General features: G+C 61.7%; 24 protein-coding genes. 7 read left to right on the top strand and 17 right to left on the bottom strand.

The features are described from left to right. Positions 1 to 2 precede the first annotated feature (2 nt). The 10 genes from pgaD to IEX57_RS13810 form a co-directional block, all read right to left on the bottom strand. The gene (gene pgaD / locus IEX57_RS13855) at positions 3 to 530 is read right to left on the bottom strand and encodes a poly-beta-1,6-N-acetyl-D-glucosamine biosynthesis protein PgaD (protein ID WP_188704936.1); all 528 of its coding nucleotides are present in this window, start codon (positions 528 to 530) and stop codon (positions 3 to 5) included. Beyond that, positions 527 to 1840, bottom strand: a complete 1314-nt coding sequence (gene pgaC / locus IEX57_RS13850) for a poly-beta-1,6-N-acetyl-D-glucosamine synthase (RefSeq protein ID WP_229709024.1) — start codon at positions 1838 to 1840, stop codon at positions 527 to 529. Before pgaC ends, pgaD begins: the two co-directional genes overlap by 4 nt. Continuing rightward, entirely contained in the window at positions 1837 to 3810 is a 1974-nt protein-coding gene (pgaB, locus tag IEX57_RS13845; protein ID WP_188704935.1) for a poly-beta-1,6-N-acetyl-D-glucosamine N-deacetylase PgaB, read from the bottom strand. Before pgaB ends, pgaC begins: the two co-directional genes overlap by 4 nt. 2 nt (positions 3811 to 3812) lie before the next feature. Further along, on the bottom strand, positions 3813 to 6293 hold the full coding sequence (gene pgaA / locus IEX57_RS13840) for a poly-beta-1,6 N-acetyl-D-glucosamine export porin PgaA (protein ID WP_188704934.1): 2481 nt from the start codon (positions 6291 to 6293) through the stop codon (positions 3813 to 3815). Between the two features lie 422 nt (positions 6294 to 6715). After that, complete coding sequence (locus IEX57_RS13835) at positions 6716 to 7429, bottom strand: GGDEF domain-containing protein (RefSeq protein ID WP_188704933.1); 714 nt, start codon at positions 7427 to 7429, stop codon at positions 6716 to 6718. Positions 7430 to 7440: 11 nt separating this feature from the next. Continuing rightward, positions 7441 to 7830 carry a DUF1987 domain-containing protein gene (locus IEX57_RS13830; RefSeq protein ID WP_188704932.1) on the bottom strand — a complete coding sequence of 130 codons (390 nt, stop codon included), beginning with the start codon at positions 7828 to 7830 and terminating at the stop codon, positions 7441 to 7443. Between the two features lie 53 nt (positions 7831 to 7883). Then, positions 7884 to 8477, bottom strand: a complete 594-nt coding sequence (locus IEX57_RS13825; RefSeq protein WP_229709023.1) for a SiaB family protein kinase — start codon at positions 8475 to 8477, stop codon at positions 7884 to 7886. Then, entirely contained in the window at positions 8474 to 9721 is a 1248-nt protein-coding gene (locus IEX57_RS13820) for a SpoIIE family protein phosphatase (protein ID WP_188704931.1), read from the bottom strand. The genes IEX57_RS13825 and IEX57_RS13820 overlap by 4 nt, the downstream gene beginning before the upstream one ends. A gap of 219 nt (positions 9722 to 9940) precedes the next feature. Then, complete coding sequence (locus tag IEX57_RS13815; protein ID WP_188704930.1) at positions 9941 to 10720, bottom strand: alpha/beta fold hydrolase; 780 nt, start codon at positions 10718 to 10720, stop codon at positions 9941 to 9943. After that, positions 10707 to 11741: a M14 family zinc carboxypeptidase gene (locus IEX57_RS13810; protein ID WP_229709022.1), complete on the bottom strand. Its 1035-nt coding sequence runs from the start codon at positions 11739 to 11741 to the stop codon at positions 10707 to 10709. The genes IEX57_RS13815 and IEX57_RS13810 overlap by 14 nt, the downstream gene beginning before the upstream one ends. Positions 11742 to 11882: 141 nt before the next feature. Here IEX57_RS13810 and IEX57_RS13805 point away from each other — a divergent pair, with 141 nt between their 5' ends. The 4 genes from IEX57_RS13805 to IEX57_RS13790 all read left to right on the top strand — a co-directional run bounded on the left by IEX57_RS13805 (position 11883) and on the right by IEX57_RS13790 (position 14440). Then, positions 11883 to 12410: a hypothetical protein gene (locus tag IEX57_RS13805; RefSeq protein WP_188704928.1), complete on the top strand. Its 528-nt coding sequence runs from the start codon at positions 11883 to 11885 to the stop codon at positions 12408 to 12410. A gap of 211 nt (positions 12411 to 12621) precedes the next feature. Continuing rightward, positions 12622 to 12963 carry a FlxA-like family protein gene (locus tag IEX57_RS13800; protein ID WP_188704927.1) on the top strand — a complete coding sequence of 114 codons (342 nt, stop codon included), beginning with the start codon at positions 12622 to 12624 and terminating at the stop codon, positions 12961 to 12963. A gap of 232 nt (positions 12964 to 13195) precedes the next feature. Beyond that, complete coding sequence (gene bla / locus IEX57_RS13795) at positions 13196 to 14101, top strand: class A beta-lactamase (RefSeq protein ID WP_188704926.1); 906 nt, start codon at positions 13196 to 13198, stop codon at positions 14099 to 14101. A 162-nt stretch (positions 14102 to 14263) separates the two neighbouring features. Continuing rightward, on the top strand, positions 14264 to 14440 hold the full coding sequence (locus IEX57_RS13790; RefSeq protein WP_188704925.1) for a hypothetical protein: 177 nt from the start codon (positions 14264 to 14266) through the stop codon (positions 14438 to 14440). A 23-nt stretch (positions 14441 to 14463) separates the two neighbouring features. Here IEX57_RS13790 and IEX57_RS13785 read toward each other — a convergent pair whose 3' ends face one another. Continuing rightward, positions 14464 to 15063, bottom strand: a complete 600-nt coding sequence (locus tag IEX57_RS13785; RefSeq protein ID WP_188704924.1) for a TetR/AcrR family transcriptional regulator — start codon at positions 15061 to 15063, stop codon at positions 14464 to 14466. 128 nt (positions 15064 to 15191) lie between these two features. On the opposite strand from IEX57_RS13785, the gene IEX57_RS13780 reads away from it, so the two are divergent. Next, entirely contained in the window at positions 15192 to 16475 is a 1284-nt protein-coding gene (locus tag IEX57_RS13780; protein WP_188704923.1) for an MFS transporter, read from the top strand. Between the two features lie 157 nt (positions 16476 to 16632). On the opposite strand, the gene IEX57_RS13775 is transcribed toward IEX57_RS13780, so the two are convergent. Beyond that, complete coding sequence (locus IEX57_RS13775) at positions 16633 to 17394, bottom strand: 3-oxoacyl-ACP reductase (protein ID WP_188704922.1); 762 nt, start codon at positions 17392 to 17394, stop codon at positions 16633 to 16635. Positions 17395 to 17533: 139 nt separating this feature from the next. Here IEX57_RS13775 and IEX57_RS13770 point away from each other — a divergent pair, with 139 nt between their 5' ends. Continuing rightward, positions 17534 to 17740 (top strand): cysteine-rich CWC family protein, encoded by a 207-nt coding sequence (locus IEX57_RS13770; RefSeq protein ID WP_188704921.1) that lies wholly within the window; start codon positions 17534 to 17536, stop codon positions 17738 to 17740. A 3-nt stretch (positions 17741 to 17743) separates the two neighbouring features. Here IEX57_RS13770 and IEX57_RS13765 read toward each other — a convergent pair whose 3' ends face one another. Further along, on the bottom strand, positions 17744 to 19192 hold the full coding sequence (locus tag IEX57_RS13765) for an aminotransferase-like domain-containing protein (RefSeq protein ID WP_188704920.1): 1449 nt from the start codon (positions 19190 to 19192) through the stop codon (positions 17744 to 17746). A 134-nt stretch (positions 19193 to 19326) separates the two neighbouring features. Here IEX57_RS13765 and IEX57_RS13760 point away from each other — a divergent pair, with 134 nt between their 5' ends. Continuing rightward, entirely contained in the window at positions 19327 to 19545 is a 219-nt protein-coding gene (locus IEX57_RS13760) for a hypothetical protein (protein ID WP_188704919.1), read from the top strand. A gap of 2 nt (positions 19546 to 19547) precedes the next feature. Here the strand turns inward: IEX57_RS13760 and IEX57_RS13755 are convergent, their stop codons facing one another. The 4 genes from IEX57_RS13755 to IEX57_RS13740 form a co-directional block, all read right to left on the bottom strand. Further along, the gene (locus IEX57_RS13755; protein WP_188704918.1) at positions 19548 to 20429 is read right to left on the bottom strand and encodes a phytanoyl-CoA dioxygenase family protein; all 882 of its coding nucleotides are present in this window, start codon (positions 20427 to 20429) and stop codon (positions 19548 to 19550) included. 33 nt (positions 20430 to 20462) lie between these two features. Continuing rightward, complete coding sequence (locus tag IEX57_RS13750; protein WP_188704917.1) at positions 20463 to 21782, bottom strand: tetratricopeptide repeat protein; 1320 nt, start codon at positions 21780 to 21782, stop codon at positions 20463 to 20465. A gap of 161 nt (positions 21783 to 21943) precedes the next feature. After that, entirely contained in the window at positions 21944 to 22747 is an 804-nt protein-coding gene (gene dkgB / locus IEX57_RS13745) for a 2,5-didehydrogluconate reductase DkgB (protein ID WP_188704916.1), read from the bottom strand. 939 nt (positions 22748 to 23686) lie between these two features. Continuing rightward, complete coding sequence (locus IEX57_RS13740) at positions 23687 to 25315, bottom strand: methyl-accepting chemotaxis protein (protein WP_188704915.1); 1629 nt, start codon at positions 25313 to 25315, stop codon at positions 23687 to 23689. Positions 25316 to 25398 lie beyond the last annotated feature (83 nt).

The raw sequence follows: 25398 nt of genomic DNA, 5'->3' as shown, positions 1-25398 counted from the left end.
ACTTAGTGCAGCACGGGCGCCGGCTGCGGTGCGGGGCCCGGCACCACTTGCGGCTGAGCGGGCGGCAGGTCTGCATCGACACGGATCACCTGGCCGTTGTCGGCATGCCAGACCACAAGGCGCTTGGCCTTGTGCCACTGTTCCACGTCCGGCTGCGCCACGTTGTAGAACTGCGCCAGATCGTGATCAGTCACGGTCGGGCGCGGTTTGCGGCGGTCATAGCCCCTGAAACGCAGATAGTTGTACATGGCCCAGCCGACAAAGATGCCGCCCAGCACGGTGAGCGTGCCGACGTAAGATGCGGCCAGGTGTTCGAAGGCAATGAACCCCTTGAGCTGAATCATGTGATGCCAGGCAAAAAAGCCCTCGCCAACCCAGCCGACGGCCGTCAGCAATGGCAACCACAGATAGCCCCAGAACGCCCAGAACAGCGCAGAGAAAGAACCATAGGTCAGGCGCTGGCGGCGCGTCTGCCAGTCAGGGCGCTCAATGATCAGGTGCGAGGCGGATGCGGGGGGCAAATCCATCATGATTTGGTGCTCACATAATGTTCATGCGCAGCCGGGGTGGGGGTCTGCACAGTTTGCTGGATGCCCCGGTCAGGGCTGACCCATACCGCCCGCGAGTTACGCTTGCGCATGAGTGTTTTGGGCACGGCCCAGATGGTGGTCAGCATGTTGAGCAGCCAGTAGGCCAGCGGATACCAGACCATCCAGTAGTACGACTTGCCCATGCCTTCGTCGTATTGCGAATCCAGTCGCAGCGCGACGCCAATCTGCAGCAAGCAGGTCACGCCGATCACCACACCATTCCAGCCCGGCAGGATGGTCTGGATATACAAGGGTTGCGGCAGCGGCATGAACAGGCCAAGGAACCACAGCAGCGTGACACCACCCATGATGTAGGCCCAGGCCACGCTCAGCAGGAACTCGGCGTAGATGGCCCACATGCGGCGCTTGCGCCAGAACAAGAGCGAAGGCAGATATTTGATCAGCACCTGCACGCCGCCCATGGCCCAGCGCAGCCGCTGCTTCCACAGGCCCTTGAGGGTTTCCGGCATCAGAATCCAGCAGCAGGCTTTGGGCTCGTAGCGGATATCCCAGTGCGCAATCTGCAGTTTCCAGCTGATGTCGATATCCTCGGTCAGCATCTCCGGGCTCCAGTAGCCCACGTCATGCAGCGCCGCGCGGCGGAACGCGCCAACCACGCCAGAGATCGTAAAGATGCGGCCATAGGTGCGCTGGGCGCGTTTGATCATGCCGATGATCGAAGAGAACTCGCCCACCTGCAGTTTGCCCAGCAGAGTCGACCGGTTGCGGATGCGCGGGTTGCCGGTGATCGCGCCCAGGCGCGGGCCGTGGACAAAGTGCTGCATGAACCAGGCGGCGGCGTATTCATCCAGCAGCGCATCGCCATCAATGCAGATCAGGAATTCGTATTTGGCCATCAGGGCGGCGGTATTCAGGCCCATGGCCTTGCCCTGGTTGGTGGCCAGGTGAATCACCCGCAGGCGCGGATACTGTTCTGACAGTTCGTCCAGAATGGCGCCGGTATCGTCCTTGCTGCCATCATTGACGGCAATCACTTCAAACGTCGGGTAGCGCTGGCACATCAACTGGGCAATGGTCTCGCGCGCGTTTTCGCCTTCGTTGTGCATGGGCACAATCAGCGAGACGCCCGGGTAATGATCCAGGATCGGCGGAATCTGCACGCCAGCCAGGCGTTTTTCAAAGCGCCAGTAGTAATGCACAGCGCCAATCATCCACATCCATGCCATGGTCAGCGGATAGAAAAACGCAAACTGCAGCAGCAAAGTGGAGAGTGCGGACAAGGTATTCACTTGCCGCTCCGGTACGGAAAACTGCGCAGCGAGAAGCGCTCAACCAGTTCGTCGAGCTTGGGCTGATCGCGCACAAAGTCATCGGGGTAATAACCGTAGTTGCGCGCGCCGGCGTCGATCAGCACATCCATCTGCGTGGCCAGTTCGTGCCCGGTGATCGGCGTGCTGGTTTTCCAGTCGGTGGCTTGCAGTTCAAACACGCTTTTATCCAGCGCGCCTGGGATCTGGCCCACGGTTTGCGCCAGGTTTTTCAGCCACGGCAACGGTTCTTTGGCGCCTTCCATATACGGCATCGCCATGATGGCGGTGTAATCGTAATGGTTCAGGAAATCCGGCAACGACTGGGCAAACCAGGCCTGGGATTCCGGCTGCAACACCACGCGGGCGTAAATGTTGCGTGCCGTTTTCAGATTGGGTTGCCAGGCGCGCACGCGGTCGGCCAGTTGCATGGAGAAATCGGTCAGGTACGCGGTCTTGAGCGTGCTCCAGCGGTTCATCAGCGCCGGGTCTTTGCGGATGTCAGCCACCGCTGCCGGCAGCCCCCAGCTTTGATACACGGTACGGGCAGCCGCGCTGTCGTCTTCAAAGTCGGTCAGCGTGGCGTCGTCATGGAACAGCACGCCCTGGAAGATGGCGTGGGTGGCCAGATCGTCGTAAATGTCGGCGATCAGCGCCCGCACGGCCGGATCAAACGGGCTGAGGCGGTGATAGGCATGCGCGCCCTTCGGATCGCTGGCGGTGACAAGATGGCTGGCCAGCGGGTCGGTCTCTGGCAGCACGTAGGCCATCAGCGGCATCCAGGCATACACCTTCACGCCAGCGCGGGTTTCCAGTTGCCAGGCGGCGCGGCTGAACAAATCGGCGCGCATGGGCAGATGACGGTTGGGGAAATACAGCGCCGTGGCGGCACCGGCCCCGCTCGGGTCGGCATAGGCCTGCAGGAACACGGTGGTGGCGCCGCTGGCCTTGACGCGGTCCAGCAATTTGCCCAGGTTGATTTCCTGTTGCTTGGGGTCCGGGTCGTAGACGTAATCCAGATCCACATGCATGACGCGCAACGGCCGGGCGGACGAGGCACGCATGGCCGCATCCAGCGCCTTGGTGCTTTCGCCGTCGTTATGGGTAATCAGGACACGGCGCAGGCGATCCAGACCGACATCCGGGCTGTTGGTGCCGTCGTCCAGCGTCAGCGTGATCGGCATGCCGACGGCCTTGGCCGCATCGATGGTGGCCTGGTTGTAACGACCATAGGGCCACACCATCACCCGTGGTGCCTTGCCAATGTGTTTTGCGATCAGGTCAGAATTCTGCTGCAGATCATTGCGGATACGCGCGGTGTACTGGGCGTCGGTCTCGTAGGCGTTGGCGACCGGGTCGTACACATGGGTAATCAGTGCCGGCAACTGGTTGCCTTGCGGATTGGCCTGGCTGCCGTGGTGCTCGTTAAAGCTGTGCGAGGCAATCTCGACCAGACCCGAGTCAGACAGCTCCTTGATCTGCGCCCAGGTCATGATGTCGTCGCGGCTGTAATTGCGCGATTCAGCGGTGATCTCGGCACCTTCGGTGGCGTCAATCCAGTGCCCGACAACGCCTTGCACGGCGTGATAGCCAAAGGCTTTGAGCAGCGGGAATACATTGGTGTAAAAGCTGCGATAGCCGTCATCAAAGCTCAGCAAGATGGCTTTGGGCGGCAGCGGCTTTTTGCCGGCGCGGGCGTCCAGAATGTCATCCACGCTGATCACGTGGTAACCGTTTTCACGCAGCCACTCAAAATGCTGGGCCAGGCGCCGGGTGCTGATGGCATACGGGTCTGGCAGCACCCACACGTCATCGCGCACTTCGTGGTAACACAGGACTTCAAAGCTGTCGGCCGGCCAGGTGGCGGTGTCGGCGCGGGCCGGCAAGGCCAGCACCAGGGCCATCAGGGCCAGCGCGGCAAATTGGCGAAGAAAGGCGTTCACATTGGGCATGTTCAGAATTTCCAGTCCAGTGTGGTGTGCACGGCGTAATCCGTTTCCGGGTTGCCGTCATACACGGCGCGGCCCACGCTGGCGCCAATGCGCCAGTCGTGCAGTGCATCGATCTGGTAATCAAGTTCGTAATCGGCGGCGGCAATCACGGCGCTGCCGTAGCTTTGCTGCCAGTTGTCGCCCACGCTGAGCGTGAGGGTGTGGCTGACCTGGCGCTCGTAACGGCGCCATTCAACCCAGCGATTGATCATGGAGGCCGAAGCGGCCACCTGGCTGGACGGGTTGAAATAGCTGGCGTTGTCGGCCGACAGCGTGTTGTGCATGCCGCCCACGTCAATGCGCCCATCCATCTGGTAATACGGCTGGCTGATGAGGCGGCGCTGGCCGAACACGCCCCAGCTCACGCGGTTGTTGTCGTCGCTAAAGCGCCCGTTGGTGGCCGAGACACCGGCTTCGGCCGATTCACTCCAGCGATAGCGGAAAGCGGCGCTGTAAAAGTCGGTGTGCACGCCATCGTTGAAGGCGCGCAGCGGGGTGTCGTCGCTGTTGTGGGCATAGCCCAGATCAACGTTCCAGAAATCGGTGGGGTGATAGCTGACCAGCACATGACCGCCGGCGGCGCCGGACGAGCCATTGGAACCATCAATCTGTGCCTCGCCCGACCACACTGGCGCGCGGTATTCCAGGCCGGCACCGGCTTCACGGCGCAGCAGGTTTTCCACGTCGTCGCGGCTTTGTTGCCAGCCAGCGTGGGCGTAGGCGCGCCAGTTCCAGTCAATCGGCTGGCTGTAAAAACGGGTATCGAACGTGATGTCGGTGACGTCGCTATTGCCGCTGCCGTTATTGGACAAGCCTTCCTTGCCACCACCACTGCGGCCCACGGTCAGGGTCGAGACGCTCTCCTCCCGCATGTGGTCGGCCCAGCTGCGGGCCATGCGGCGGGTGGCATCGTCATCAGGCATTTGCTGGCGGGCGCGCGCCAGATCCGCGGCGGCGGCGGCGTAATCCTGCGCATCCATATGCGCATCAAACAGCGGCGGCAGGGCCCAGATGTAATCGGGCGAGGCCGTTTGCAGACGCGTCAGCAAGGTAATGGCCCGGCGCGGCCAGCCACGCAGGCGGTCTACCTCGGCCTGGGCGGCGCTGATATCTTCATTGCCCGGCGCGCGATGATGCAGGTCATCAACCCGACGTTGCGCTTCGGCCAGTTGTTCGGTCCAGGCACGCACTTGCGCGGCCAGCAACTGGGCGGCGGGGTAATCCTGGTTTTCCACGCGCAAGGCCGGATAAGCGTTATTGCGCCATTCCGGCGTATCGGCCACCAGTTGATCTGCAGCGGCGATGGCTTCCCTGGGGCGCTCTGCCTCCAGCAGCGCATAGACATACGTCACGTGCGCGTCGAAATCCCCCACCTTGGCGGCAAAAGCCTGTTCCAGCAGGGTGATGGCCATTTCGGGCTGGCGCACCGCCAGCCAGGCCGAGGCCGCCGGCACCTTCACCCACGGCGGGATCGGGGCGTTCTGTTTTTGCAGGCTCTGGTAAAGATTGACCGCATCTTGCATGCGGCGCCGGTTTACCAGCGCTTCAACCAGATCATATTGCTGGGCAAAGATCGCATCCTGGCCGGCGGCTTCCGGCCCGCGCAAGGCTTCGACATGCGCCTCGCCATGGGCGATGGCTTTGTCGGTCAGGTTCCAGCGGGTGGGCGAATCGGCGCGGCTGTTGTCAGACTCGGTCTTGCCCCAGCGGATTTCCCGCTGCACCGCGGCTGTTTTTGCGGCGGCCAGATCAGCCGGCTTGAGCGTCAGCGTGGTCGACAAGGCCAGATGCGGCGCGCTCATGCGCAAGGTGGCGACAAAACGCGATTCCGCCGCCGTGCGGTTGCCCGGATCAAGCGCCTGCAAGTGATCGCACCAGTACAACACCTGGGCGTAATTGGCCATCACGTTGTAAACGTGGATGAACATCTCAGACAGGGCAATCTTGTCTTTGGGCGCCAGGATGTCTTCATCCACGGCCTTCAGGCGGGTCAGCGCTTTTTCCGGCTGGTTGGCCTGCAGTTCAAGCTGGGTCAGCGAAATCTGCACATCAAAGCGCGCCGGATCACGCCGGCCCAGCACTTCATACAGTTTGCGGGCGGCATCGGTGTGTTGCAGGTGCTTTTCGGCATCGGCCCAGGCGGCCAGCACATAAACCGGCGCGGTGTCCGGGTCCAGCCCTTGCGCAGCAGCCACCGCTTGCGCGTCATCGCCGGCCCAGGCAGACACCGCCACCAGGTCGTTACGGAATCGGGGATCGTTGGGGTAGGCCGCGTGCAGGCCTTGCAAGCTGGTTACCGCATCAGCCAGGTGATTGTTGCGGGCATCTTCAATGGCGGCTTTATAGCGCGCTTCATCATCTGCCGACACCGCAGCGTGCGCACCAGTTGAGAGCGTCAGCAAAGCCAGAGACAGCTCTACGACAGAGCGTCGTGCAGTACGCAAGCTTGTGCCTGGCAAGTGAAGTACAGCAGCCCTGACGCCCATGGGTTTGCCCCAATTCCTTTCAAAATTTGTTAGAAATATGGATACGTAATCGACAAGTTCTCACAAATCGAGACCGGATATTAATGAAAAAATCCAATACCATCAACAGATTGAGCTACGTTTATCGGAAACATCGCTATTTCTGTGCACGCGTTCATTTTGTAAGACAACTTCTTTAATGTTGCATACAAAAATGCGTTTTTCATGTTTTATGACAACAAAAAGCCGACGGGCGACAAGCGGTCAGAAAAAAATGATTTAAGGGTATGTAAGAGAGTTGAGCACGGGCAGAGGAAACGGCCCTGAAATGAAGCAGGAATGTTCAGACAAAGCGCTGACAGGGCCGTCGCAGGAAAGCAGAAGAAAAAGCAGACACCCGCTCAGTTGCGGGCGCGGACCACCTGATCACGGCCATTGCGTTTGGCAATGTAGAGCGCTTCATCGGCGCGGCCGTAGGCGTTTTCGAAGGGGGTGCCGACGTCGTTCCAGCTGACGCCGAAACTGGCGGTGATGTTGCGCTCGATCGGTGCGGGGAAGACATGGGCGGCCACGGCGGCGCGCATGCGTTCGGCAATGGCCAGCGCGTCGTCCAGCGTCGTGCGGGGCAGCATGACGGTGAATTCTTCGCCGCCTACGCGGCCGATCTCGCCGGTTTGCGGCACCACCGACTGCAAGTGCCCCACGACGGTCTGCAGCACCATGTCACCTGCGGGGTGGCCGTAGGTGTCGTTGATGCGCTTGAAGTGATCCAGATCCAGCACGATCAGCGCCATGTCGCTGCCCGCCAGCATCTCGCCAGAGAGTTCAATCACCGCGCCCCGGTTGAGCACGCCGGTCAGGGTATCGTGGCGGGCGCGGTATTCCAGGCTGCGGGCCAGCGCCTGCAGACGCTGGTTGAGCACGGTCATCTCGCGCTCCTGGCGATCACTGCGGCGGATCAGGCGATCAGTCTCCCGCAGCAGCCGTTCGTAATGCCCGATCAGTTCACCCAGAGCCAGCCGGTAAATGCCAGCGGGCGCATGCGCGTCTTCGAAGACCAGGGTGGCTTCGGCCAGTGCGGCGTGCTCCAGGTCAAACAGATCGGGATCAGTCACGGTATTCAAGTTCAGGCGCCAGAAAGTGCGTGGTCGTGGAAGTCCAGGGCGCCGAAGTCGTCGTGCAGTTCCTGGCCGAATTCCAGAATGGTGTCGTCTTCTTCGTCGTGGAACCAGTTCAGCGTCACGTGGTTGCCCATCATGGCGGCCTGGTTAAAGGCGTCAAACAGGTTGAACAGCACTTTGGTGCTGGAGCTGTTGAAGTACGCCAGCGCCACATTCACCACGATGTGCTGCCCCTGGCAGGCGGCCAGCCAGCTGCGCACCTGGTTAATCACGTCGCTGTAAAAGGCTGCGGCGTTTTCCGGATAAGACTCGCCTTTCAGGCTCAGCACATTCTGGCTGAAACGGAAGTCGACCTCTGGCGAGGTCGGCGTGGCGGCAATGTAGAGATCATCCATAGTTGTAATCCTGTAGTGCTGTTGACCGGGGTTTTCCGTCTGTGCGGTTGCGGTCAGATAATGGCCTTGATGTAGAACATGCTGCGGTCTTCACCCGCCATGGGTACAAATTCGAATTCCAGCGGTTCGCTGGCGTCGCGCGCCATGGTCAGAAAGCCCACGCCAGCGCCCTTGCTGTCGACGGGCGATTCAGAGCGCAGCGCTTCTTTGTAGGCTTGCTTGATTTCTTCCAGCGTCATGGTGCGCAGCGGCTCGACAGTCTGGCGCAGGCTGGTTTCCAGCTCGCGCTTGATCGGGTTGGCGCACAGCAGATAGTAGTGATCGTTCTCGATACCGATACATACCGAGCCGTGGCGTACTTCGTGGTTATCCAGATCCGGCGGGGTCAGCGCGTCATCCGAGTAATGGATGATGTTCTGGGCCATTTCCACAAACGACGAAAACAGCTTGCGGCGGGTCGGGCCTGCCAGGCCAGAGACTTCCAGGCGCAGCTTGAGCGCGTCGGCCATGGCGCCGACGATGTGCTGCGAGAAATACCCCACGTAGTAAAAGATCACGTGGCGTTGCCGCGCTGCTTCGCAGAAGTCGCGGTATTGCTGGTAAATCATGGTGTGCTCCGACAACGGGGCCAGCTCGGGCTGGTTCATGGTTTGGTGCCCTTCATGCGGACACAAAGGCAGGTCAGGTCATCCCGGCGGGTTTCCGCGGCTTGCCAGTTGGCAAACTCGGCAAGGATGGCATCGGTAATGTAGCTGGCGGGCTCGTTCCGGTGCGCCAGCAACAGTTCACGCACGCGGCGTTTGCCAAAGGCAATGCGCTTTTTGCCGCCAATCTGGTCAATCAGCCCGTCAGTGGTGACAAACATCAGCGTACCGGCCGGCATCTGCAGGCTGCGGTTGTGCCAGGTGTAGTCTTCGGCGCTATCCACATAACCCACGCCGACGCGATCGCCCTCGATCATCTCGATCTGCGGGGCATCCGGGTACAGCAGATAAAGCGCGGTGCGTGCGCCGGCAAAGGTCAGCGTCTGCGTGGCGTTGTCGAACCACATGAACGCGGCATCCATGCCGTCGTTCGAGTCCGTCTGCGCTGCGCGCTCGGCGGTCTGGCCCAGCATCTGTTTGATACCGCGGCTGACTTCGGCCAGTACGCTGGCCGGGTCACGCGGGTTGTTGCGCTCGATCGCTTGCGAGAGCATCGAGGTGGAAATCAGCGTCATGAACGCGCCGGGCACGCCGTGACCGGTGCAATCGGCCACGCCGGCAAACCAGCCGTCGGCAAAGCGGGCAAAGTGATAGAAGTCGCCGCCCACCACATCACGCGGTTCCCAGATCAGGCTGGCGTCGCTCAGCGTATCGGTCAGCATGGCGCGGGACACTTGCAGCGTGGCGCGCTGGATCACGCTGGCGTAATCAATACTGTGCATGATCTGGCGGTTGCGCTCGGCCTGCATGTCGGCCACCACGCGCATCAACTGCAAGCCATGGCCCACGCCGGCAAACTGGCCGTCACGGGTCAGGATGAAGCCGTCGGCCAGGGATTTTTCGCCATACTCCACCGCGCGGAACGTCAGGCTTTCAATGCCCAGCGAGTCTTCAACAATCAACGGTTCCTTGTCCATGAAGGCAATACAGCTTTTTTTGCCGTAAAGCTCACGGTGGAACGGTTTGGACATCTGCGACATGAAGATATTGCGGTTGATCAGGCCAATGGGGCGACCGTTTTCCAGTACCGGCAAGCTGATCAGTTCACGCTCGGCGTTGAACACATCCAGCACGGACTGGTTGGTATCTTCCGAGCTGATGGCGGTCATGCTGGCGCACAGATCCGCAGCCGACGGCTGGCGGAAATGTGGCAAAGAACCACGCGAAGCATTGAATTGTGCTTGCATCAGGTAACCCCTGGCGGGACGGGAATCACCCATTTTTATCAGGAGATTATTAAATACTGATTACGATATGGTTTCTGTAACCGGTTTCCTTACAAATACAACACTGCACTGCAACAAGGAAAAGCACTGACTGCAAACGCAACTTTCGCCGCACACCGGTCGTTTGGCCCCGTCAGCATCCTGCAATTATTTGACGGTTATGTTGCGCAATCAGAAAGCTCAGCCTTGCAGCAGCGCGGCTTGCCATTGCGCCACGGTGTGCGCCAGCCAGTGCGGGTCATCCAGCGGCAGATCATGTCCGGCATGGCCGTTGATCTGCAGCGGCCAGCCGGCCGCCCGGGCCAGTTGCGCCGAACAGAACGGGTCTACCAGCTGATCCTGGGCGCTGGTGACCACCAGCGTGGGGCAGCCGGGCCACAGGGCTGGCGGCTGAAACCGGGCAGCGGCCAGCAATTGCCGCAACAGGTTGGTGGCCGACACCGGCGCATCGCGCTGCCAGGCCAGCCAGTGCGGCAAGGCCGTTGCCCGGCGCTCCGGCAGGTTGCTGGTCAGCGCCAGAATGCCTTGTTCACGCCGCACCAGCGAGGGCCATAACAGCCGCAACAGTGCGGGGTAACGCTGCCAGCGCAAGCGGCGCCAGAACGGGGCAATACCGGCCAGGCTGGTATTGACCAGCACCAGCCGTTCTATTTCATCCGGCTGATGGCTGGCCCAGTCCAGCGCCACCATCCCCCCCAGCGACAAGGCGAGGACGTTGACCGGCCCTTGTTCGAGCAGCGCGGCCAGTTGCGCCCGCACATGTTCACGCTGCGCCTTGATCGATACGCCGCTGCGCTCTTGCCACCAGCGCCCGTTACCGGGCAGATCAGGCGTGTGCACGGGTACGCCGCCCAGCGCACTGGCCAGTTCCCACGGGAAATCCCCCCAGTGGCGGGCCTCCCGCCCCAGGCCGCGCAACAACACCCAGGGGCCGGCGCCCGGTGTGTCATCGGGTGCCATCGCGGTACCACAGGTTCATGGCGTCGCGCCGGTGCTTCAGATCCCGTTGATCACCGGCCAGCCAGCGATCGCCACTACAGGCCACCCGGGTCAGGAATTCCATAAAGGCCAAATGGGTGCGCATGACGCGCTGCTGGCGGTGCGGCGCCAGCGGGTTGAACGCCCCCAGGCGCGAGAGCAACTGGCGCGGGTTCTTGCGCACCCATGTCCAGGAGCCCATTTCCAGCGTCAGCGGCAAAAACAGTTGATCCGGTTGCACCTTGCGCGCGCGCAGATACAGGTGATCCCACAGATCACCGTGGGTGAGGTACTGATGGCTTTGCGGCTCGAACACATAACGGTGATGCGGGTAGGCCTGATCGAACAACATCTTGAGCGTGTAGATTTCTCCTACGCTATCTATCGGCACCCGACTACCCGCCAGCGGAAACCAAATGCGGTCGCGCATGCCAAACCCTGAGTGGCAATCGAGCATGATCGCTTGCTGCCGTCCGGCGATCTCCTCTTCTACCACATGGCATAGCGCCTCGGCCTCAAGCTGCATGGCGTGACCGGCCTCGCCGCGATACCACGGCAACCAGTTGCCAATACGATGCCCGCCCAGGAGAAAGGGCACGTCTTCCACGGCATCCAGCGGGGCGTTACGCATCAGGTCGATACCGGCCGGATTGGCGCGGCGCCGTTGCAACATGCCGCCAGGATTGACCAGCGGCATGAACACCAGCCGGACATGTTGCAGCTGTTGTTCCAGCATGTGGTCCCAGCGCAGGCGATTGAGGATGTTGTGCAGGAAAGTCAGCACCACCTGCGTGCCCACGCGCTCCAGCCCATGCACGCCACCAAAAAAGCCTACCAGCGGTGCTTCGGGGTCGGCAGAGCCCAGCCCCAGCACCAGAAGTGGCAGGCAGTACGGTGCCACGTGGACTTGCGCCACGGTGCGTACATCCAGCCGGCCCTGACCCGCCTTGATCAGGCGTTCCAGCTGGGCCAGCTCTGGCAGGAGGTCGTAGAGTTTGTTCACGGCAGCATGAGAAGGACTGGGCACAGCATAGTTCGCCACCCGGGCAGAAGCCATGACGGTTTTATGACAAACCGGTGAAGCGATCATCCCGCCCGGCCCGCCACACCCTTTCCATATCTTTTACAGAGAGAGGAAAACCCCATGGTTACCGCCATTACGCCCGTCACCACCACCTTGCCGGCCGCGACTGTCGCCACCGTCAGCACGGTCAATGAAGCCTCTACGGTTGGCCTGCAAGCACAGCTGGCCGCGCTGGAACAACAACTGGCCACCGCGCAGGAAAACGCCGATACCCTGGCTGGCGCGCAACAAGTACAACTGCTTGAGGCGCAGATTGCCACTGTCCAGGCGCAGATCAACACGGTTCAGGCCAACAATGCCGCCGCGCTGGCCGCCCAGGAAGCGCAAGCGGCCGAGGCCAACCAGGCCAACACGGCCGCCAATCCGGCCACGGCCAATGCCGCCAATACCAACGCCGCCACCGCAGCCAATGAAACCGTCACGCAGACCACGACCAACACCGTCGCCACGCAACAGGCCGGCGTGACCCAGGCCACCACGCAAACAACCCAGACCACCACCAACGCGCCGGCCAGCAACACCAATCCGGTAGAACTGCCCCTGGCGCAGACCGGCGCCTTGGGCACTGAAGTCAACACGGTGATCTGACCGGGCTCGTGCCGGTAAAGCCATCAAAACACGCTGCCAAGGCCTTGTTTTGTATCGCAATGCCTCAGACAGGCAGATTTTTGTATCTGACGTGTATCTCTTGCAGACAAGCACGATCAGCCGCGCCAGGCTAACGGAAGAAAGTACCGGCCAGGGCTTGATGCCTGGCCACAGGCCGTTTTGATCAACCCGCCTTCGAGAGGGACTGAACATGGTGACAGCAGTCAGCGCCGTATCGAGCACCTTGCCGTACAGCAGCATCAGCAGTACCACCGCCACCAGTAACACGTCGGCCAGCGCTTTGCAGGCTGAACTGGCGTCGCTGGAGCAACAACTGGCGAGTGCGCAGCAAAGTGGCAACACCGCGCAAAGCGCACAACAGGTGCAAACCCTGGAGCAGGAAATCCAGGCGGTTCAGCAAGAGATTGATTCGCTGAACCAGAACCAGACCTCATCCACCAGCCAGACGGCGACCAGCGCCGCCAGCACCACGGGCAGCCTGCCCCTGGCCACCAGCGGCAACGTGGGCACCCAGGTCAACGCCCTGATTTGATGGCCGCACGCTTGCTGCAATCAGCTTGATGCTTTGCCCGGCTTGCCAACACGGCGGGCCGGGCGCTCTGCCCTGCCAGCGGTCAATGGCGCGGCGGGGTGATTTGTCTATACTGCTCTCGCCCGTTCTGGGCGCGCTGCCCTTGTGCGGCGATCCCCATGTGCGACGATCACTTTGCCCCCGGATTTGACTTCACCTGGCTCACGCCTGGTACTTTCTTGCGGAATATCCCATGCCTTTGACCTCCGGCCTGTCCCGTCGCCAGTTACTGACCGGCGCCGCGGCCCTGTTTGCTTTTGCCCGCCTGCCCGCCCTGGCTGCCGGCCAGCCCGCCAGCACGGATGAATTTGCCCCGCGCTTTGCCGCTATCGAAAACCGCCTGGGTGGCCGCCTTGGCGTTTTTGCCCTGGATACCGGCAACGGCAAAAGCATTGCCCATCGCGTGGATGAACGCTTTCCGCTGTGCAGCACCTTCAAACTGCTGCTGGCCGCCTGCGTGCTCAGCCGGGTGGATGCCGGGGCAGAGACACTGAACCGCCCGGTTCGTTATTCGCAGGCCGATTTGCTGAGCTACGCGCCCATCACCAAAGCCCATGTCAGCGCCGGCCAGATGACCGTGGCCGAGTTGTGCGCTGCCGCCTTGCAATACAGCGACAACACCGCTGCCAACCTGTTGCTGGCCGATATCGGCGGCCCGGCCAGACTGACCGCGTGGCTGCGAGCCCAGGGCGACACCGTTACCCGACTGGATCGCAACGAGCCCACACTCAATACCGCCCTGCCCGGCGACGAGCGCGACACCACCACGCCGCGCGCCATGGTGCAAACCATGCAGCGCATCTTGCTGGAAGACCACATCCTGCGCGCGCCCAGCCGCACGCAACTGGACACCTGGCTGGCCGGCAACACCACCGGCAACGCCAAACTGCACGCCGGTTTGCCGGCAGACTGGCAAGTGGGCGACAAGACGGGTTCCGGCGACAACGGCGCATCCAACGATGTCGCCATCATCCGCCCGCCGCAGCGCGCGCCGATCCTGGTGGCTTGCTACTACGTCGGCTCAACCGCACCTGCCGATGCCATCAATGGCGCGCATGCAGACGTGGGCCGGATCGTGAAAACGGCTTTTTCTTCCTGAAAATCAGATATTTGGATTCACCCCGGCGCGCTCGTATCTGGAAGAAACCGGCGCAATGCCGTATCATGCGCGCTGAACCAACACGGTCCGGTCTGTCCGGGCCGTGCTTTTTTGTGTGGCCGGTTAGTCAACCTGCCGTACTGACCGACAGCAGGAACCACCATGCCCATCAATCACTTCGACCTGCAGCGTCTGGCTGCGGTCCGCATCAAAGAAAACATCAAAAAGAAGGGTTCGCCCGATCGTTTTGGCAAGGATTCGTCCGGCCAGAAAGACAAAGATGCCCGGCCTTCCTTGCTTAACGGCCTGCTGAAAAAGCACGCCGACGAGCAAAAATAAGCAGCACCCTCTCAAGCGGCCGTTCAGGCCGCTTTGTTTATGGCGGCGCCAATCAAGGTTCGCGCCACTTGCGGCAACACCGGCAGCAACGGGTTGCCCGGCGCGTAGGTCTGGCTGCCGGCGTACGTGCCCTCAATCAGCAGCGCCAGCGCCGCGCCCAGTGCCACCGGATCTTGCGCACCGGCATCGGCCGATAATTGCGTCAGCCGCGCCAGCAAGCCCGCTTTGTTCTGTGCCACCATTTCCCGCGCAAAATGCGAGCGCTCCGGGTATTCCACGGCGATATTCACAAACGGACAACCCCGGTAACCCTCTACCTGCGTGCGGCGCGACAGATCATCAAACAGCTGCTCCAGCTGCCGGCGCGGCTGGCCCGGGTGCTGGTCCAGGCTGCCGTTGATGTAGCGCCAGAACGTCTCGTCCCGTCTGTCCAGATACTGCCGCAGCAAGTCATCTTTGGATTCAAACTGCCGGTACAGGCTCATCTTGTTGACGCCCGCTTTCTTGACGATGGCATCGACGCCGCTGGTGCGCGATCCCTCGAAATAAAACAGTTCTTCTGCCGCATCCAGAATCTGGTTACGTGCGGCAACGCCGTCAGTGATTTTGCGGGCAGTGGTCATGATCCTGTTTCCGGTGTTCCGATATTTGCTGTTGACAATGTTACCGCTCGGTAACTAATATCACAACCAACATGTTACCGATCGGTAACAAACAACAAGATACACCTGGATCAACGCCGGAGATACCCATGCAAACCCTGTTGGCCGCCTGGTCAAAAAGCCGTTTCCACTACGGCTGGATTACCCTGGCCGTGGTTTTCCTGATCATGCTGATCACCGCCGGCACCCGCGCCACGCCCAGCGTGATGATGGTGCCGCTGGAACATGACTTTGGCTGGAGCCGCGCCACGGTCTCGGCCGCGCTCTCTATCAACCTGGCGCTGTTTGGCCTGATGGGGCCGTTTGCTGCGGCAGCCATGCAGCGCTTTGGCGTGCGCCGCACCGTAATGAGCGCGCTGACGATCCTGGCCATCGGCGTGGGTTTGTCCAGCTTGATGAGCCAGACCTGGCACATGCTGCTGATCTGGGGTTTGCTGGTTGGCGCGGCCACTGGTGCGACCTCGATGACGCTGGGCGCAACGGTGGTGAACCGCTGGTTCAAGGAACGCCGCGGTTTTGCCATGGGCGTGCTGACCGCCAGTTCTGCCACCGGCCAGTTGCTGTTTCTGCCGCTGATGGCCGCCATTGTCGAGCGCTACGGCTGGCGTCCGATTGTGCTGCTGGTGGCCGGGGCGGCAGCCATCGCCATTCCGCTGGTGGCCTTCTTGCTGCCGGAGCGCCCTGCCACCGTGGGCCTGCGGCCGTTTGGCGAATCCCCGGATGTCCCGCTGGATCACAGCGTATCGAGTGCCAACCCGATCACCATTGCCTTTGCCGCACTCAAAAAAGCCAGTGGCTCGCGCGATTTCTGGCTGCTGTTCATGAGTTTTTTCATCTGCGGCGCCAGCACCAATGGCTATATCGGCACGCACTTTATTGCCATGTGCGGCGACTACGGTTTGTCCGAAGTAAAAGGCGCCAGCATCCTGGCCAGCATGGGCGTGCTCGATCTGATCGGCACCACGTTCTCTGGCTGGTTGTCAGACCGCTTCAACAACCGCGTACTGCTGTTCTGGTATTACGGCCTGCGTGGTCTGGCGCTGATCTTTTTGCCGTGGGCATTTGGCATCCAGTACTTCGGTCTGCCGATCTTCGCCTTCTTCTACGGGCTGGACTGGGTGGCCACCGTACCACCCACCGTGCGCCTGACAACGGATGTGTTCGGCAGCAAGGATGCGCCGGTGGTGTTCGGCTGGATTGTCGCCGGCCACCAGTTGGGCGCGGCGTTTGCCGCCCTGGGCGCCGGCTTGCTGCGCAACAGCCTGGGCAGTTACACCGTGGCGACCATGATCTCTGGCGGCCTGTGCGTGGCCGGGGCGATCCTCGTACTGCGGATCAACCGCCGCGCGCAAATGCAGCCGGCCATGGCCTGAGGCATTCTCCGGTCCACAAAAAAGCCCGCGTCATGCGGGCTTTTTTGTGGGCGGTTGAAAGCGCCACGCGCTGGGGGAATTACGCGGCCATCCATCCTTGCACCGGTGGATTGTCGCTTCGCGCCGAATCCACTCTACGGCGATCGATCCGGGCCGCTTAGTCCTTCACCAGACCGCCATCGACCACCAGGTTCTGGCCCGTTACCGCGCGGGACCATGGCGAGAGGAAGAACAGCACGGCATCGGCAAACTCGTCCGGGGTGGTGACAGAGCGCAGCGGCGTCAGGCCGGCGATGATGTCGAACACGGCTTCCGGCGTGGCGGCGCTGGCGTCGGTGGTGCGCAGCAAACCGCCAGAGAGCATGTTCACGGTAATGCCATCCGGGCCCAGATCATTGGCGGCGGTGCGGGTCAGCGACAGCAGCGCGGCCTTGGCGGCGGTGTAGTCGTGATACGGCACTACAGGGTTCTGGAACAGGTTGGTGCCCACGTTCACCACGCGGCCAAAATGCGCTTCACGCATGCCGGGCAATGCGGCCTGGATGGTATTGAGCGCGCCCTTGATGGCGCCTTGCAGTTGCTGGTCAAAGCGTGCCCAGGAAATCTCGCCAATCTTGGGACGGGCATCGCCATCAAACTTGAAATCCACCAGGGCGTTATTGACCACGCCGGTGATCGGCTTGCCGGTCTTTGCCTGCGCGGTCTTGAACAGTTGCGCCACCTGGTCTGCATCGGTGATATCGGCCTGGATGGCGATCACGCGCTCGCCCAGTTCCGCCGCAAGGGCATGGGCCGCATCGGCGCTCTGGTAATAGTTGATGACCACGCCCGCGCCTTCACGCGCCAGCGCGCGGGTGATCGACGCGCCCAGACCGCGCGCACCGCCGGTCACCAGTACCCATTGTTCAGACAGTTTCATGGCACATCCTTGTGTTGTTTGGCCTCTACTTTACGGCAGATAAGCCCATTGGTGGCGGGTCAAACGTATTGTCCGGCCGGTTTGAAGGCAAACCGGCCGCGTGGCACAGTGCTGGTTTGCCTTTTGCACCGGTCCCGTCATGACAAGTTCGCCCGCTTCTGCGCTTGATCCATCCCGCTGCCCGGCCTGTGGCGCGCCCAATTCATGCGCAGCCACCCGCGGTGAAGACCCGGCCACCTGCTGGTGCATGGTGGTCATGCCGGATGCCGCCGCGCCGGTCAAACCCGCCGGTGCGGACAACCAGGCCTGTTTGTGCCCGCGCTGCCTGACCGGGGCCGCCGACTAGCGCTCAGAGCATGGCGGCAGCCAGCCGGCCCAGCGTGGCAATGGCGTTGTCGATGTCCGGCTGGAACCGGTTGCCGGCGTTCAAACGCAGGCAGTTGCTGAAACTGTTTTCCACGCTGAAAAACCGGCCGGCAGCAAAGCGTACGCCTTCAGCCAGCGCGCAGCGTTGCAGTTGCGCCGAATCAAAACCACGCGGCATTTCCAGCCACAGAAAAATGCCGCCAGGCGCGCAGGCCATACGCGTTTGCGCCGGGAAATGCCGCTCTACTGCGTCGCGGTGCGCTGCCACGTTGTCGGTAATGCCACGACGCAAGCGGCGCAGTTGCGGCTCGAACTGGCCGCTGTCCATCAAGCTGGCCAGCGCGCGCTGGAACAACAACGGCGCAAAGGTGCCCTGCGCGGCCATATGGTATTCAAACGCCGGTTGCAGGCGGCCGGTCACGGCAAAACCCAGACCGATTCCCGGCCCGATCACCGCCGACAGATCGGCGCAATAAAAGACGTTGCCGGTTTCATCAAATGCCTTGAACGGCAAAGGGCGCTGCTGGCCAAAATAGAACTCGCCAGAGGTGTCATCCTCGATCAGCGCAATGCCGTACTCGGCCAGAAGTTGCACGCAGCGCTGCTTGTCCCGGTCAGACAACAGGCTGCCGGTGGGATTGGGGTAGTTGGCGCTGAAAATGCACGCCGTGACTTTCTCGCGCTTCAGCGCAAACGCCAGGGCGTCCACCGACAGCCCGTCACAGGGGTGCGCCGGGATTTCCAGCACCTGTAACTGGAACGTATCAAGCAGGTTAAGCAAGGCCGGATTGCAGGGCGACTGGATCGCCACCACGTCGCCCGGTTTGGTCAGCAAGCGCAAAAAACAGCCCACGGCTTCGGTTTCGTCGTGGGTGATAAAGATTTCGTCCGCCCGCCAGTCGCAGCCCAGCAATTGCGAGCGCCGCGCCAGCTGTTCACGCAGCGCACTGGCACCACCACAGCGCCCGGGCCGCGCCAGCAAGCCAGGATCACGCCGCGCGTGGTTGGTCATCAGGCGCTGGAACGCCACGGAGGGAAACAGTTCGGGGTCGATATGGGCGCGGGCCAGCCAGTCGTGACGGCTGCTGCGTTCAAACTCGCGGATCAGCGCGCGGTGCTCAGACAGTTCCACGACTTGGGGGCGCGGCTCCAGGTCTGCGCATTGTTGCGGGGCCTTGAGGTGACCTTGCCGGCGGCGCACATAAAAACCGGAGCGCGGCCGGGCCTCGATCAGCCCTTTGTCTTCCAGCAGGTGCAATGCATGCGTCACGGTGGCCGGGCTGGCCTGATGTGCCGCACACAGTTCGCGCACGGAGGGCATTCTGTCGCCCGGTTTCAACTGGCCGCTATTGATGCGTTCGCACAGCAAGCGCGCCAGCTCGCCATAGCGGGTATCGGCCAGGTCTTCGGGCAACAAAACTGTTTCTGTCATTGGCCAGGCACAGATGCAAAGTTGAGACCCACTGATACTATCCAGATTCGTCTGGCTGCGTCTATTTGGCGACCGGGCCCTTTTGCACAATGGCTACATCACCACCAACGGCCGCACCGGCCCGGGAGTAGACCATGACTTGCTGCAACTGCCACGCCAACCCGCGCCAGCGCTGGGCCCGTCTGTTGTCTCTGGCCAGCCTGGGTTTCATGCCCGACGAACCCGATGCCATCACCCCGCCCGAGGCCGACACACAACCCGAGCCTGATCTGGCCTACTGGCGCGCCGAACAAGAAGCGCAAGAGCGGCTTGATGCCCTGCGCGACCTGATCCGCCATCGCCCCATCATGTAACGTTACGGCGCCAGGTGCTCTGCCAGCCACGCCAGCCCGGCGTCATCCGGGTGGTGATGGCGGTAGCGGCCAAACTGGGCGGCCGCGATCAGCAAGCGATCCATGAAGGTCGGCATGGCGGTCGGGTTCAGCCAGGGCTCGCTGAAGGGGGCGATATCGGCGCGCTGGAACTCGGCACCAATGGAAATACGCGGCGGCACATCACGCGGGGCGCTGTGCGAGCCCCAGTGCAGCACGGCCTGGTTCCAGCCCAGCATGCTGCCGGCGGGCGCGGGCAAGGCGCGGATGTCATGCAACTGATACTGCATGCTCATCTCATCGGGCGTGTTGTAGGTCGGGTCCCGGTCTGCCGGCACCAGATACATGCAGCCGTTGAGCGGCGTGGCGTCCGACAACGGCAGCCAGATATTCAGAATGCGCGGGCGGCCGTCTTCAAAGATCGAAATGCGGCCGCGATCACGGTGGGGTTTCCAGCCGTGTTCGTTCTGCGCCGGGTCGATATGCCAAGCCCACATATTGGGCAGCGTGACATAGTCATCGCCCAGAATCCGCGCCAGCAAGGCGCCCATCTTCACGTAGACCAGCCAGAACTCGTCATAGACAAAAGCCAGCACCGGCGGAATCTGCATTTGCCGCAGCGTGTGGATTACTGTCGCCATATCGACAATGGGCAATTGCCAGTCCACCGGGTCAGCCTGGAAATAACCTTCGCGGATGGTGCGTTCAGCCAGGGTGGCGATCAGTTCTTCACTCAGCGCCAGCGGGGGTTGTGCGTCCCAGAAGGTTTGATCTGCCACGTGCAGGGTGGGCGCCAGTTGTTGCCAGAAAGCCGGATCACGCAGGCGTTCGACGGCAAAGCCGCCGTAAAAGGAGGATGAATTCATCTTGCGGGTCTCACTGCCGATACTGCGGGGCGTTCAGGGCTGGCGCACCGCCACCACTACCCAACCGGGCAGCGGGCGGCCGAACTCCTGACGCACCACCTGTTGTTTGATCTGTTTGAGCACAAAGCCGCTTTGCGCCAGTACGTCGGCCAGATACTGATGGCCGTGACCGTAGCGGCCGCTGGGCAAAAGCTGGAATTCATGTTCCAGCATGGGGCCGTCCGTGTTTTCGGCCGAGAACACCAGCAGCCCGCCCGGTGCCATGCAACCGTGCGTGGCGGTCAGCAAGGGCAGCAGATCACCGAAATAGATCATCAGGTCTGCCGCGCACACCAGATCAAACCGGTCTGGCGTCTGCCGCAACCAGCCGGTCAGTTCAGCCTGTACCAGCCGGTCATACAGATTGCGGTTCTGCGCTTGCGCCAGCATCTTGCCGGACAGATCCACGCCGGTCAGGGTCTGGGCATAACCGCGCAGGAACGTGCCGCACCAACCGGTGCCACAGCCGGCATCCAGCACTTGCCATTGCCGTTGCGCAACAGCCAGTTGCGCCAGCGTGTCGTCCAGCGCCTGCGGAATGGCGTACCCCAGTTGCTGCAAGCGGGCATCGAACGTGGCGGCGTAGTCATCAAAGGTGGTGACGACGTAATCATCGGCACAGCGGCTGGGAACGTTCTCGCCAGAACAGGCCGCCAGCAAGTGCGCCGCCGTCGGGTTGCCCGGCTCTTGCGCCAGCCACTGGCGATACACCCCGGCCGCGTCAGCGATCCGGCCCAGCCGGTAAAACGCAATGCCGCGCATGGCCGGCGGCTGGCCGGCAGCGGGCTTGAGCACATAAGCGCGGCAAACATACCCCGCGCCTTCCTGTTCACGGCCATGGCGCATCAGCCAGTTGCCATAGTTGTCCAGCGCGTCGATCTGCTCTGGCGCCAGGGCCACCGCGCGCTCAAACGCCGGGCCGGCATCGTTGTCGCGGCCAATCAGCTGCAACATGGCGCCGTAGTTGTTCCAGTAGGTCGGGTTATTGCCGTCGCGTTCGATCGCCGCCAGAAACTGGCCTGCGGCCTCGACTTGCGCCCCCTGCCCCGCCAGCACATTGCCCAGATCATTGCGCCAGGCCGCGTTCTCCGGCACCTGGGTACAGGCATCGATCAGATAGCGCAGCGCTTCTTCGGCGTTGCCTTGCTGGTGCCGCAAAATACCCATGCCATGCAGGGCCAGCGCGTTGGCACCCTCGGCCAGCACCGCCTGATACTGCGCCTCGGCCTCGGTCAGCCGGCCTTGCACATGCAGCGTGATCGCCTGCTGCACCTGTTGTGTCTGACTGGCAATGCCGGCATCGCTCTCGTTCATGGCCCCTGCCTTGAAAACTTTGAAACACCCGCCAGGCTTCGATACACGCAGCCCTGGGTGATGGCGTTATCTTCCCATCAAATATGCCGTTTGCGTGTATCTGCCATGTAACAGGCATAAAAAAGGCCGCCCGGAGGCGACCTTTTTTCAAAGCGATGCGCTTAATCCCAGGCCGGCGCCAGGCCATCCGGGCTGACCAGCCGCTCATTGCGGTCCAGCCCCGCAATGCGGGCCATGTCATCCAGGCTCAGCTTGAGGCTGGCTGCCTTGAGGTTGCTGGCCAGATTCTCGCGCCTGGTCGACGACGGAATCACCGAATAACCCAGACGCATCGCCCAGGCCAGCGCTACTTGTGCCGGCGTGGCGTTATGGCTGGCCGCAATCTCCAGGATCACCGGGTCTTTGAGCACCGCACCGTAGGCCAGCGTCATGTACGAGGTGATATGAATCCCCTGGCTTTGGGCAAATTCCACCACCTTGCCGTTTTGCAGCCACGGGCTCAGTTCGATCTGGTTGGTGGCAATATTATCCGCACCCACGGCTGCAATGGCTTGTTGCATCAGCGCGATATTAAAGTTGGACACCCCGATCTGCCGTGCCAACCCCTGCGCCCGGGCCTCTGCCAGCGCATCCATGAACTCCGCCACCGACACCGCATCACCCGGCGACGGCCAGTGAATCAGCACCAGATCAACGCGATCAGTCCGCAGCTTTTTCAGACTGTCCTGCAAGCTGGGAATCAGCTTCTGGCGCGAAAGATTGTCGGTCCAGATCTTGGTGGTAATGAACAACTCATCACGCGGAACACCGCTCTGCGCAATCGCCTCGCCAACCTCGGCCTCATTGCCATAAATCTGCGCGGTATCAATCGCGCGGTAACCCACATCCAGGGCATTGCGGACAGAATCAATCACCACCTGATCTTTCAGGCGGAACGTACCCAGACCCAGTGCTGGCATGCTCATGGTGTTTCTCCAGTGTTTTGTTGATGCTTGATCAGACACGCCTGACGACGTGCAGTTGCTGCGCAGTATGGAGAAACGCCTTTGTTGCATAAATGGGGTTTGAGTTGAATGACTGTTGAGTTTTGGTCAAATGGCTGGCGGTAACAAAGGCCAAAGGTTTTGCGGCGGTGTCCTGATCAGCAGCGCACCTGGATTCCCGCCAAGAGGCAGCCGAGGCTGGCGACCCAAAAGAAAGCGTCTTGCTGTCGGGCTCCCCTCGACATGTAAAACACCGCGCTGCCAGGCACTAACGTAAGGTCCAGGGTTCAGCAGCCCTGGCAATCATTGCAGCTGGATTCCGGCTCAAGGCCGGAATGACGATGAGGAGGGGCGAACCAATCAAGCTTGCGAACTGCGTTTAAGTGGTTGCCGGTGCCGTCGCCGTTGATTTTCGGGGTTGCGGTTGCGGTTGCGGTTGCGGTTGCGGTTGCCGTTGCCGTTGCCGTTGCCGTTGCCGTTGCCGTTGCCGTTGCCGTTGCCGTTGCCGTTGCCGTTGCCGTTGCTTTTGACGTTGGGCCCCTTTGACTGCGCCGAGCATCGCAGCGAAGTCCGGGGTTTCGGCGGAGGGGTGTTTGAGCGAAGCGAATTCCCGTAGCCAGCCGGACTTCGCGAGAAGCACAGGGAACCCGAAGGGCGCAGTCGCAGGGGTCGCCTTTTCTTTGGGCACTTTCTTTTGGCGACCCAAAAGAAAGTGCCTTGCCGTCGGGCAACCCCCGACATGTAAAACACCGCGCCGTCAGGCGCTAACACAAGGTCCAGGGTTCAGCAGCCCAAGCCACCATTGCAGCTGGATTCCGGCTCGAGGGGGCCGCCGAGGACCGGAATGACGAGTCAGTGGCGCAACGCTGACACCGCTGTTCCAGCCAACAACAAACACAGCCCCCAGGCAACAAAAAAACCTCAAACCCTGAACTGCCCCACCGAATCCTTCAGCCCCCGCATGATCTGATCCAGCCGCTGGCTGGCATCCGCCACCCGCCGCGCATTGCTGCTGTTCTGCTCCGCCATGTTGGCAATATCCTCAACATGGCTGGCAATGGCATGACTGGCCGAACTTTGCTCACGCAGGGCTTCGGAAATCTGGTTGGCAGACGTCACCACGCGGCCAGCGTCGTCGCGAATGCTGGCGATGGCCGTGCTGGCCTCGCCGGCCATTTGCACCCCGTTGGCGACCTCGGTCACCACCGAGCCCATGCGCACCGTGGCATCTTGCGAGGCCCCGCGAATGGCGTCGATCTTGCCGCTGATTTCCGCCGTGGCGCTGCTGGTGCGCTCGGCCAGTTTGCGTACTTCGTCGGCCACCACGGCAAAGCCACGGCCGGCCTCACCGGCACGGGCGGCTTCGATGGCGGCATTGAGCGCCAGCAAGTTGGTCTGGTCGGCCACTTCCCGGATCATCTGCATGATGCTGGCGATGCTGTCGGTTTGTTCGCCCAGCGCGCCAATGCTGGCGGCAGAGTCCGCCACAATGCCGGAGATATGGTTGATCTTGTTGCTGGTGCCTTCAATGATGCGGCTGCCCTGGCGCGCTTGCTCGCCCGCCTCGCCAGACAACCGGCTGGCCTCGCCCGCGCTGTCGGCCACGACCGAGATACTGGTCGTCATTTCTTCAATGGCCGCCGCCATGGAACGGGTCGCATCAGACTGGCTGTCAGAGCCGCTGGCCACCTTGTTGGCCGCATTGGCCACTTCTTGCGTCAGTTGCCCGGCTTCACCGGCATTGTCATGAATCTGCCGGATCAGGTCGCGCAGCGAGCCGGCCATGCGCTGGATGCCGGCCAGCAAACTGCCTTCATCGTGTGAGGCCGTTTGCACCGCCACAGAAAGATCACCCGCCGCAATGCGCCGCACCACCTCGCTGGCGTAGGCCGGCTCGCCGCCCAGTTGCTTGAGCACAGAGCGCACCAGCACGCTGGCTACAACGCCCAGGATTACCAGCACAATGACGATGTAGACCAGTTGCTTGAGGGTTTCTTCCCAGAACGCGGTGGTGATGTCGTCGATATAAACCCCGGTGCCGACCACCAGTTGCCAGTCATCAAAGGCCTGGGCGTAGCTGATCTTGGGCTTCGGTTGGTCACTACCCGGGCGCGGGAAGGAATAGCTGACAAAGCCACCGCCAGCGCGCGCGGCCTTGACCATTTCGGGCACAAACAACACGCCGTTGGCATCGGCCACGTTGCTCATGTCTTTGTTCAGCAGCTTGGGGTTAGAGATAAACCGTTCGACGTTGTTGTAATCAAAGACGAAGAAATAGTCTTTGCCATCGTTGTAGGTGGCCGACTGGATCGCCATGCCCGCCGCATGAATGGCCTGCTCCCGCGTCAGTTTTCCGGCGGTTTCCTGATCGTGGTAGTACTTCATGATGCTGATGGCCGACTGCACCATGTGCTGCACCTGACTTTGCCGGGCGCTCACCAGGCTTGACCGCAGCGACAGCAGCCCCAGCCCCGAGATCAGCACCAGACCAATCAGCATGCACCCCAGCAACACCCGCATGCGCGCGCGTATACCCATGTTGTTGAACATGGTTTGTCCCCCCAGCTTTTTGTGGTTGAAACCGGCGTACGTTATTGCTGCAACGCACAATCCGATCTATCGATAGCGCCACT

The sequence above is a fragment of the Silvimonas iriomotensis genome, from assembly GCF_014645535.1.
GTDB classification, from domain to species: Bacteria; Pseudomonadota; Gammaproteobacteria; order Burkholderiales; family Chitinibacteraceae; genus Silvimonas; species Silvimonas iriomotensis.
The sequence above is the reverse complement of the archived record's forward strand: the minus strand, read 5'-3'. Positions and strand labels throughout refer to the sequence as shown.

Excerpts from the sequence above, each read along its gene's own strand:
- IEX57_RS13790 (WP_188704925.1), top strand. The coding sequence starts at position 14,264 with ATGCCCATCAATCACTTCGACCTGCAGCGTCTGGCTGCGGTCCGCATC.
- dkgB (WP_188704916.1), bottom strand. The coding sequence starts at position 22,747 with ATGAGCATGCCAGCACTGGGTCTGGGTACGTTCCGCCTGAAAGATCAG.
- IEX57_RS13760 (WP_188704919.1), top strand. The coding sequence starts at position 19,327 with ATGACTTGCTGCAACTGCCACGCCAACCCGCGCCAGCGCTGGGCCCGT.
- IEX57_RS13815 (WP_188704930.1), bottom strand. The coding sequence starts at position 10,720 with ATGGCACCCGATGACACACCGGGCGCCGGCCCCTGGGTGTTGTTGCGC.
- IEX57_RS13820 (WP_188704931.1), bottom strand. The coding sequence starts at position 9,721 with ATGCAAGCACAATTCAATGCTTCGCGTGGTTCTTTGCCACATTTCCGC.
- IEX57_RS13740 (WP_188704915.1), bottom strand. The coding sequence starts at position 25,315 with ATGTTCAACAACATGGGTATACGCGCGCGCATGCGGGTGTTGCTGGGG.
- IEX57_RS13785 (WP_188704924.1), bottom strand. The coding sequence starts at position 15,063 with ATGACCACTGCCCGCAAAATCACTGACGGCGTTGCCGCACGTAACCAG.
- IEX57_RS13805 (WP_188704928.1), top strand. The coding sequence starts at position 11,883 with ATGGTTACCGCCATTACGCCCGTCACCACCACCTTGCCGGCCGCGACT.
- IEX57_RS13780 (WP_188704923.1), top strand. The coding sequence starts at position 15,192 with ATGCAAACCCTGTTGGCCGCCTGGTCAAAAAGCCGTTTCCACTACGGC.
- bla (WP_188704926.1), top strand. The coding sequence starts at position 13,196 with ATGCCTTTGACCTCCGGCCTGTCCCGTCGCCAGTTACTGACCGGCGCC.
- IEX57_RS13775 (WP_188704922.1), bottom strand. The coding sequence starts at position 17,394 with ATGAAACTGTCTGAACAATGGGTACTGGTGACCGGCGGTGCGCGCGGT.
- IEX57_RS13770 (WP_188704921.1), top strand. The coding sequence starts at position 17,534 with ATGACAAGTTCGCCCGCTTCTGCGCTTGATCCATCCCGCTGCCCGGCC.
- IEX57_RS13825 (WP_229709023.1), bottom strand. The coding sequence starts at position 8,477 with ATGAACCAGCCCGAGCTGGCCCCGTTGTCGGAGCACACCATGATTTAC.
- IEX57_RS13765 (WP_188704920.1), bottom strand. The coding sequence starts at position 19,192 with ATGACAGAAACAGTTTTGTTGCCCGAAGACCTGGCCGATACCCGCTAT.
- pgaB (WP_188704935.1), bottom strand. The coding sequence starts at position 3,810 with ATGCCCAATGTGAACGCCTTTCTTCGCCAATTTGCCGCGCTGGCCCTG.
- IEX57_RS13830 (WP_188704932.1), bottom strand. The coding sequence starts at position 7,830 with ATGGATGATCTCTACATTGCCGCCACGCCGACCTCGCCAGAGGTCGAC.
- IEX57_RS13755 (WP_188704918.1), bottom strand. The coding sequence starts at position 20,429 with ATGAATTCATCCTCCTTTTACGGCGGCTTTGCCGTCGAACGCCTGCGT.
- pgaD (WP_188704936.1), bottom strand. The coding sequence starts at position 530 with ATGATGGATTTGCCCCCCGCATCCGCCTCGCACCTGATCATTGAGCGC.
- IEX57_RS13800 (WP_188704927.1), top strand. The coding sequence starts at position 12,622 with ATGGTGACAGCAGTCAGCGCCGTATCGAGCACCTTGCCGTACAGCAGC.
- IEX57_RS13750 (WP_188704917.1), bottom strand. The coding sequence starts at position 21,782 with ATGAACGAGAGCGATGCCGGCATTGCCAGTCAGACACAACAGGTGCAG.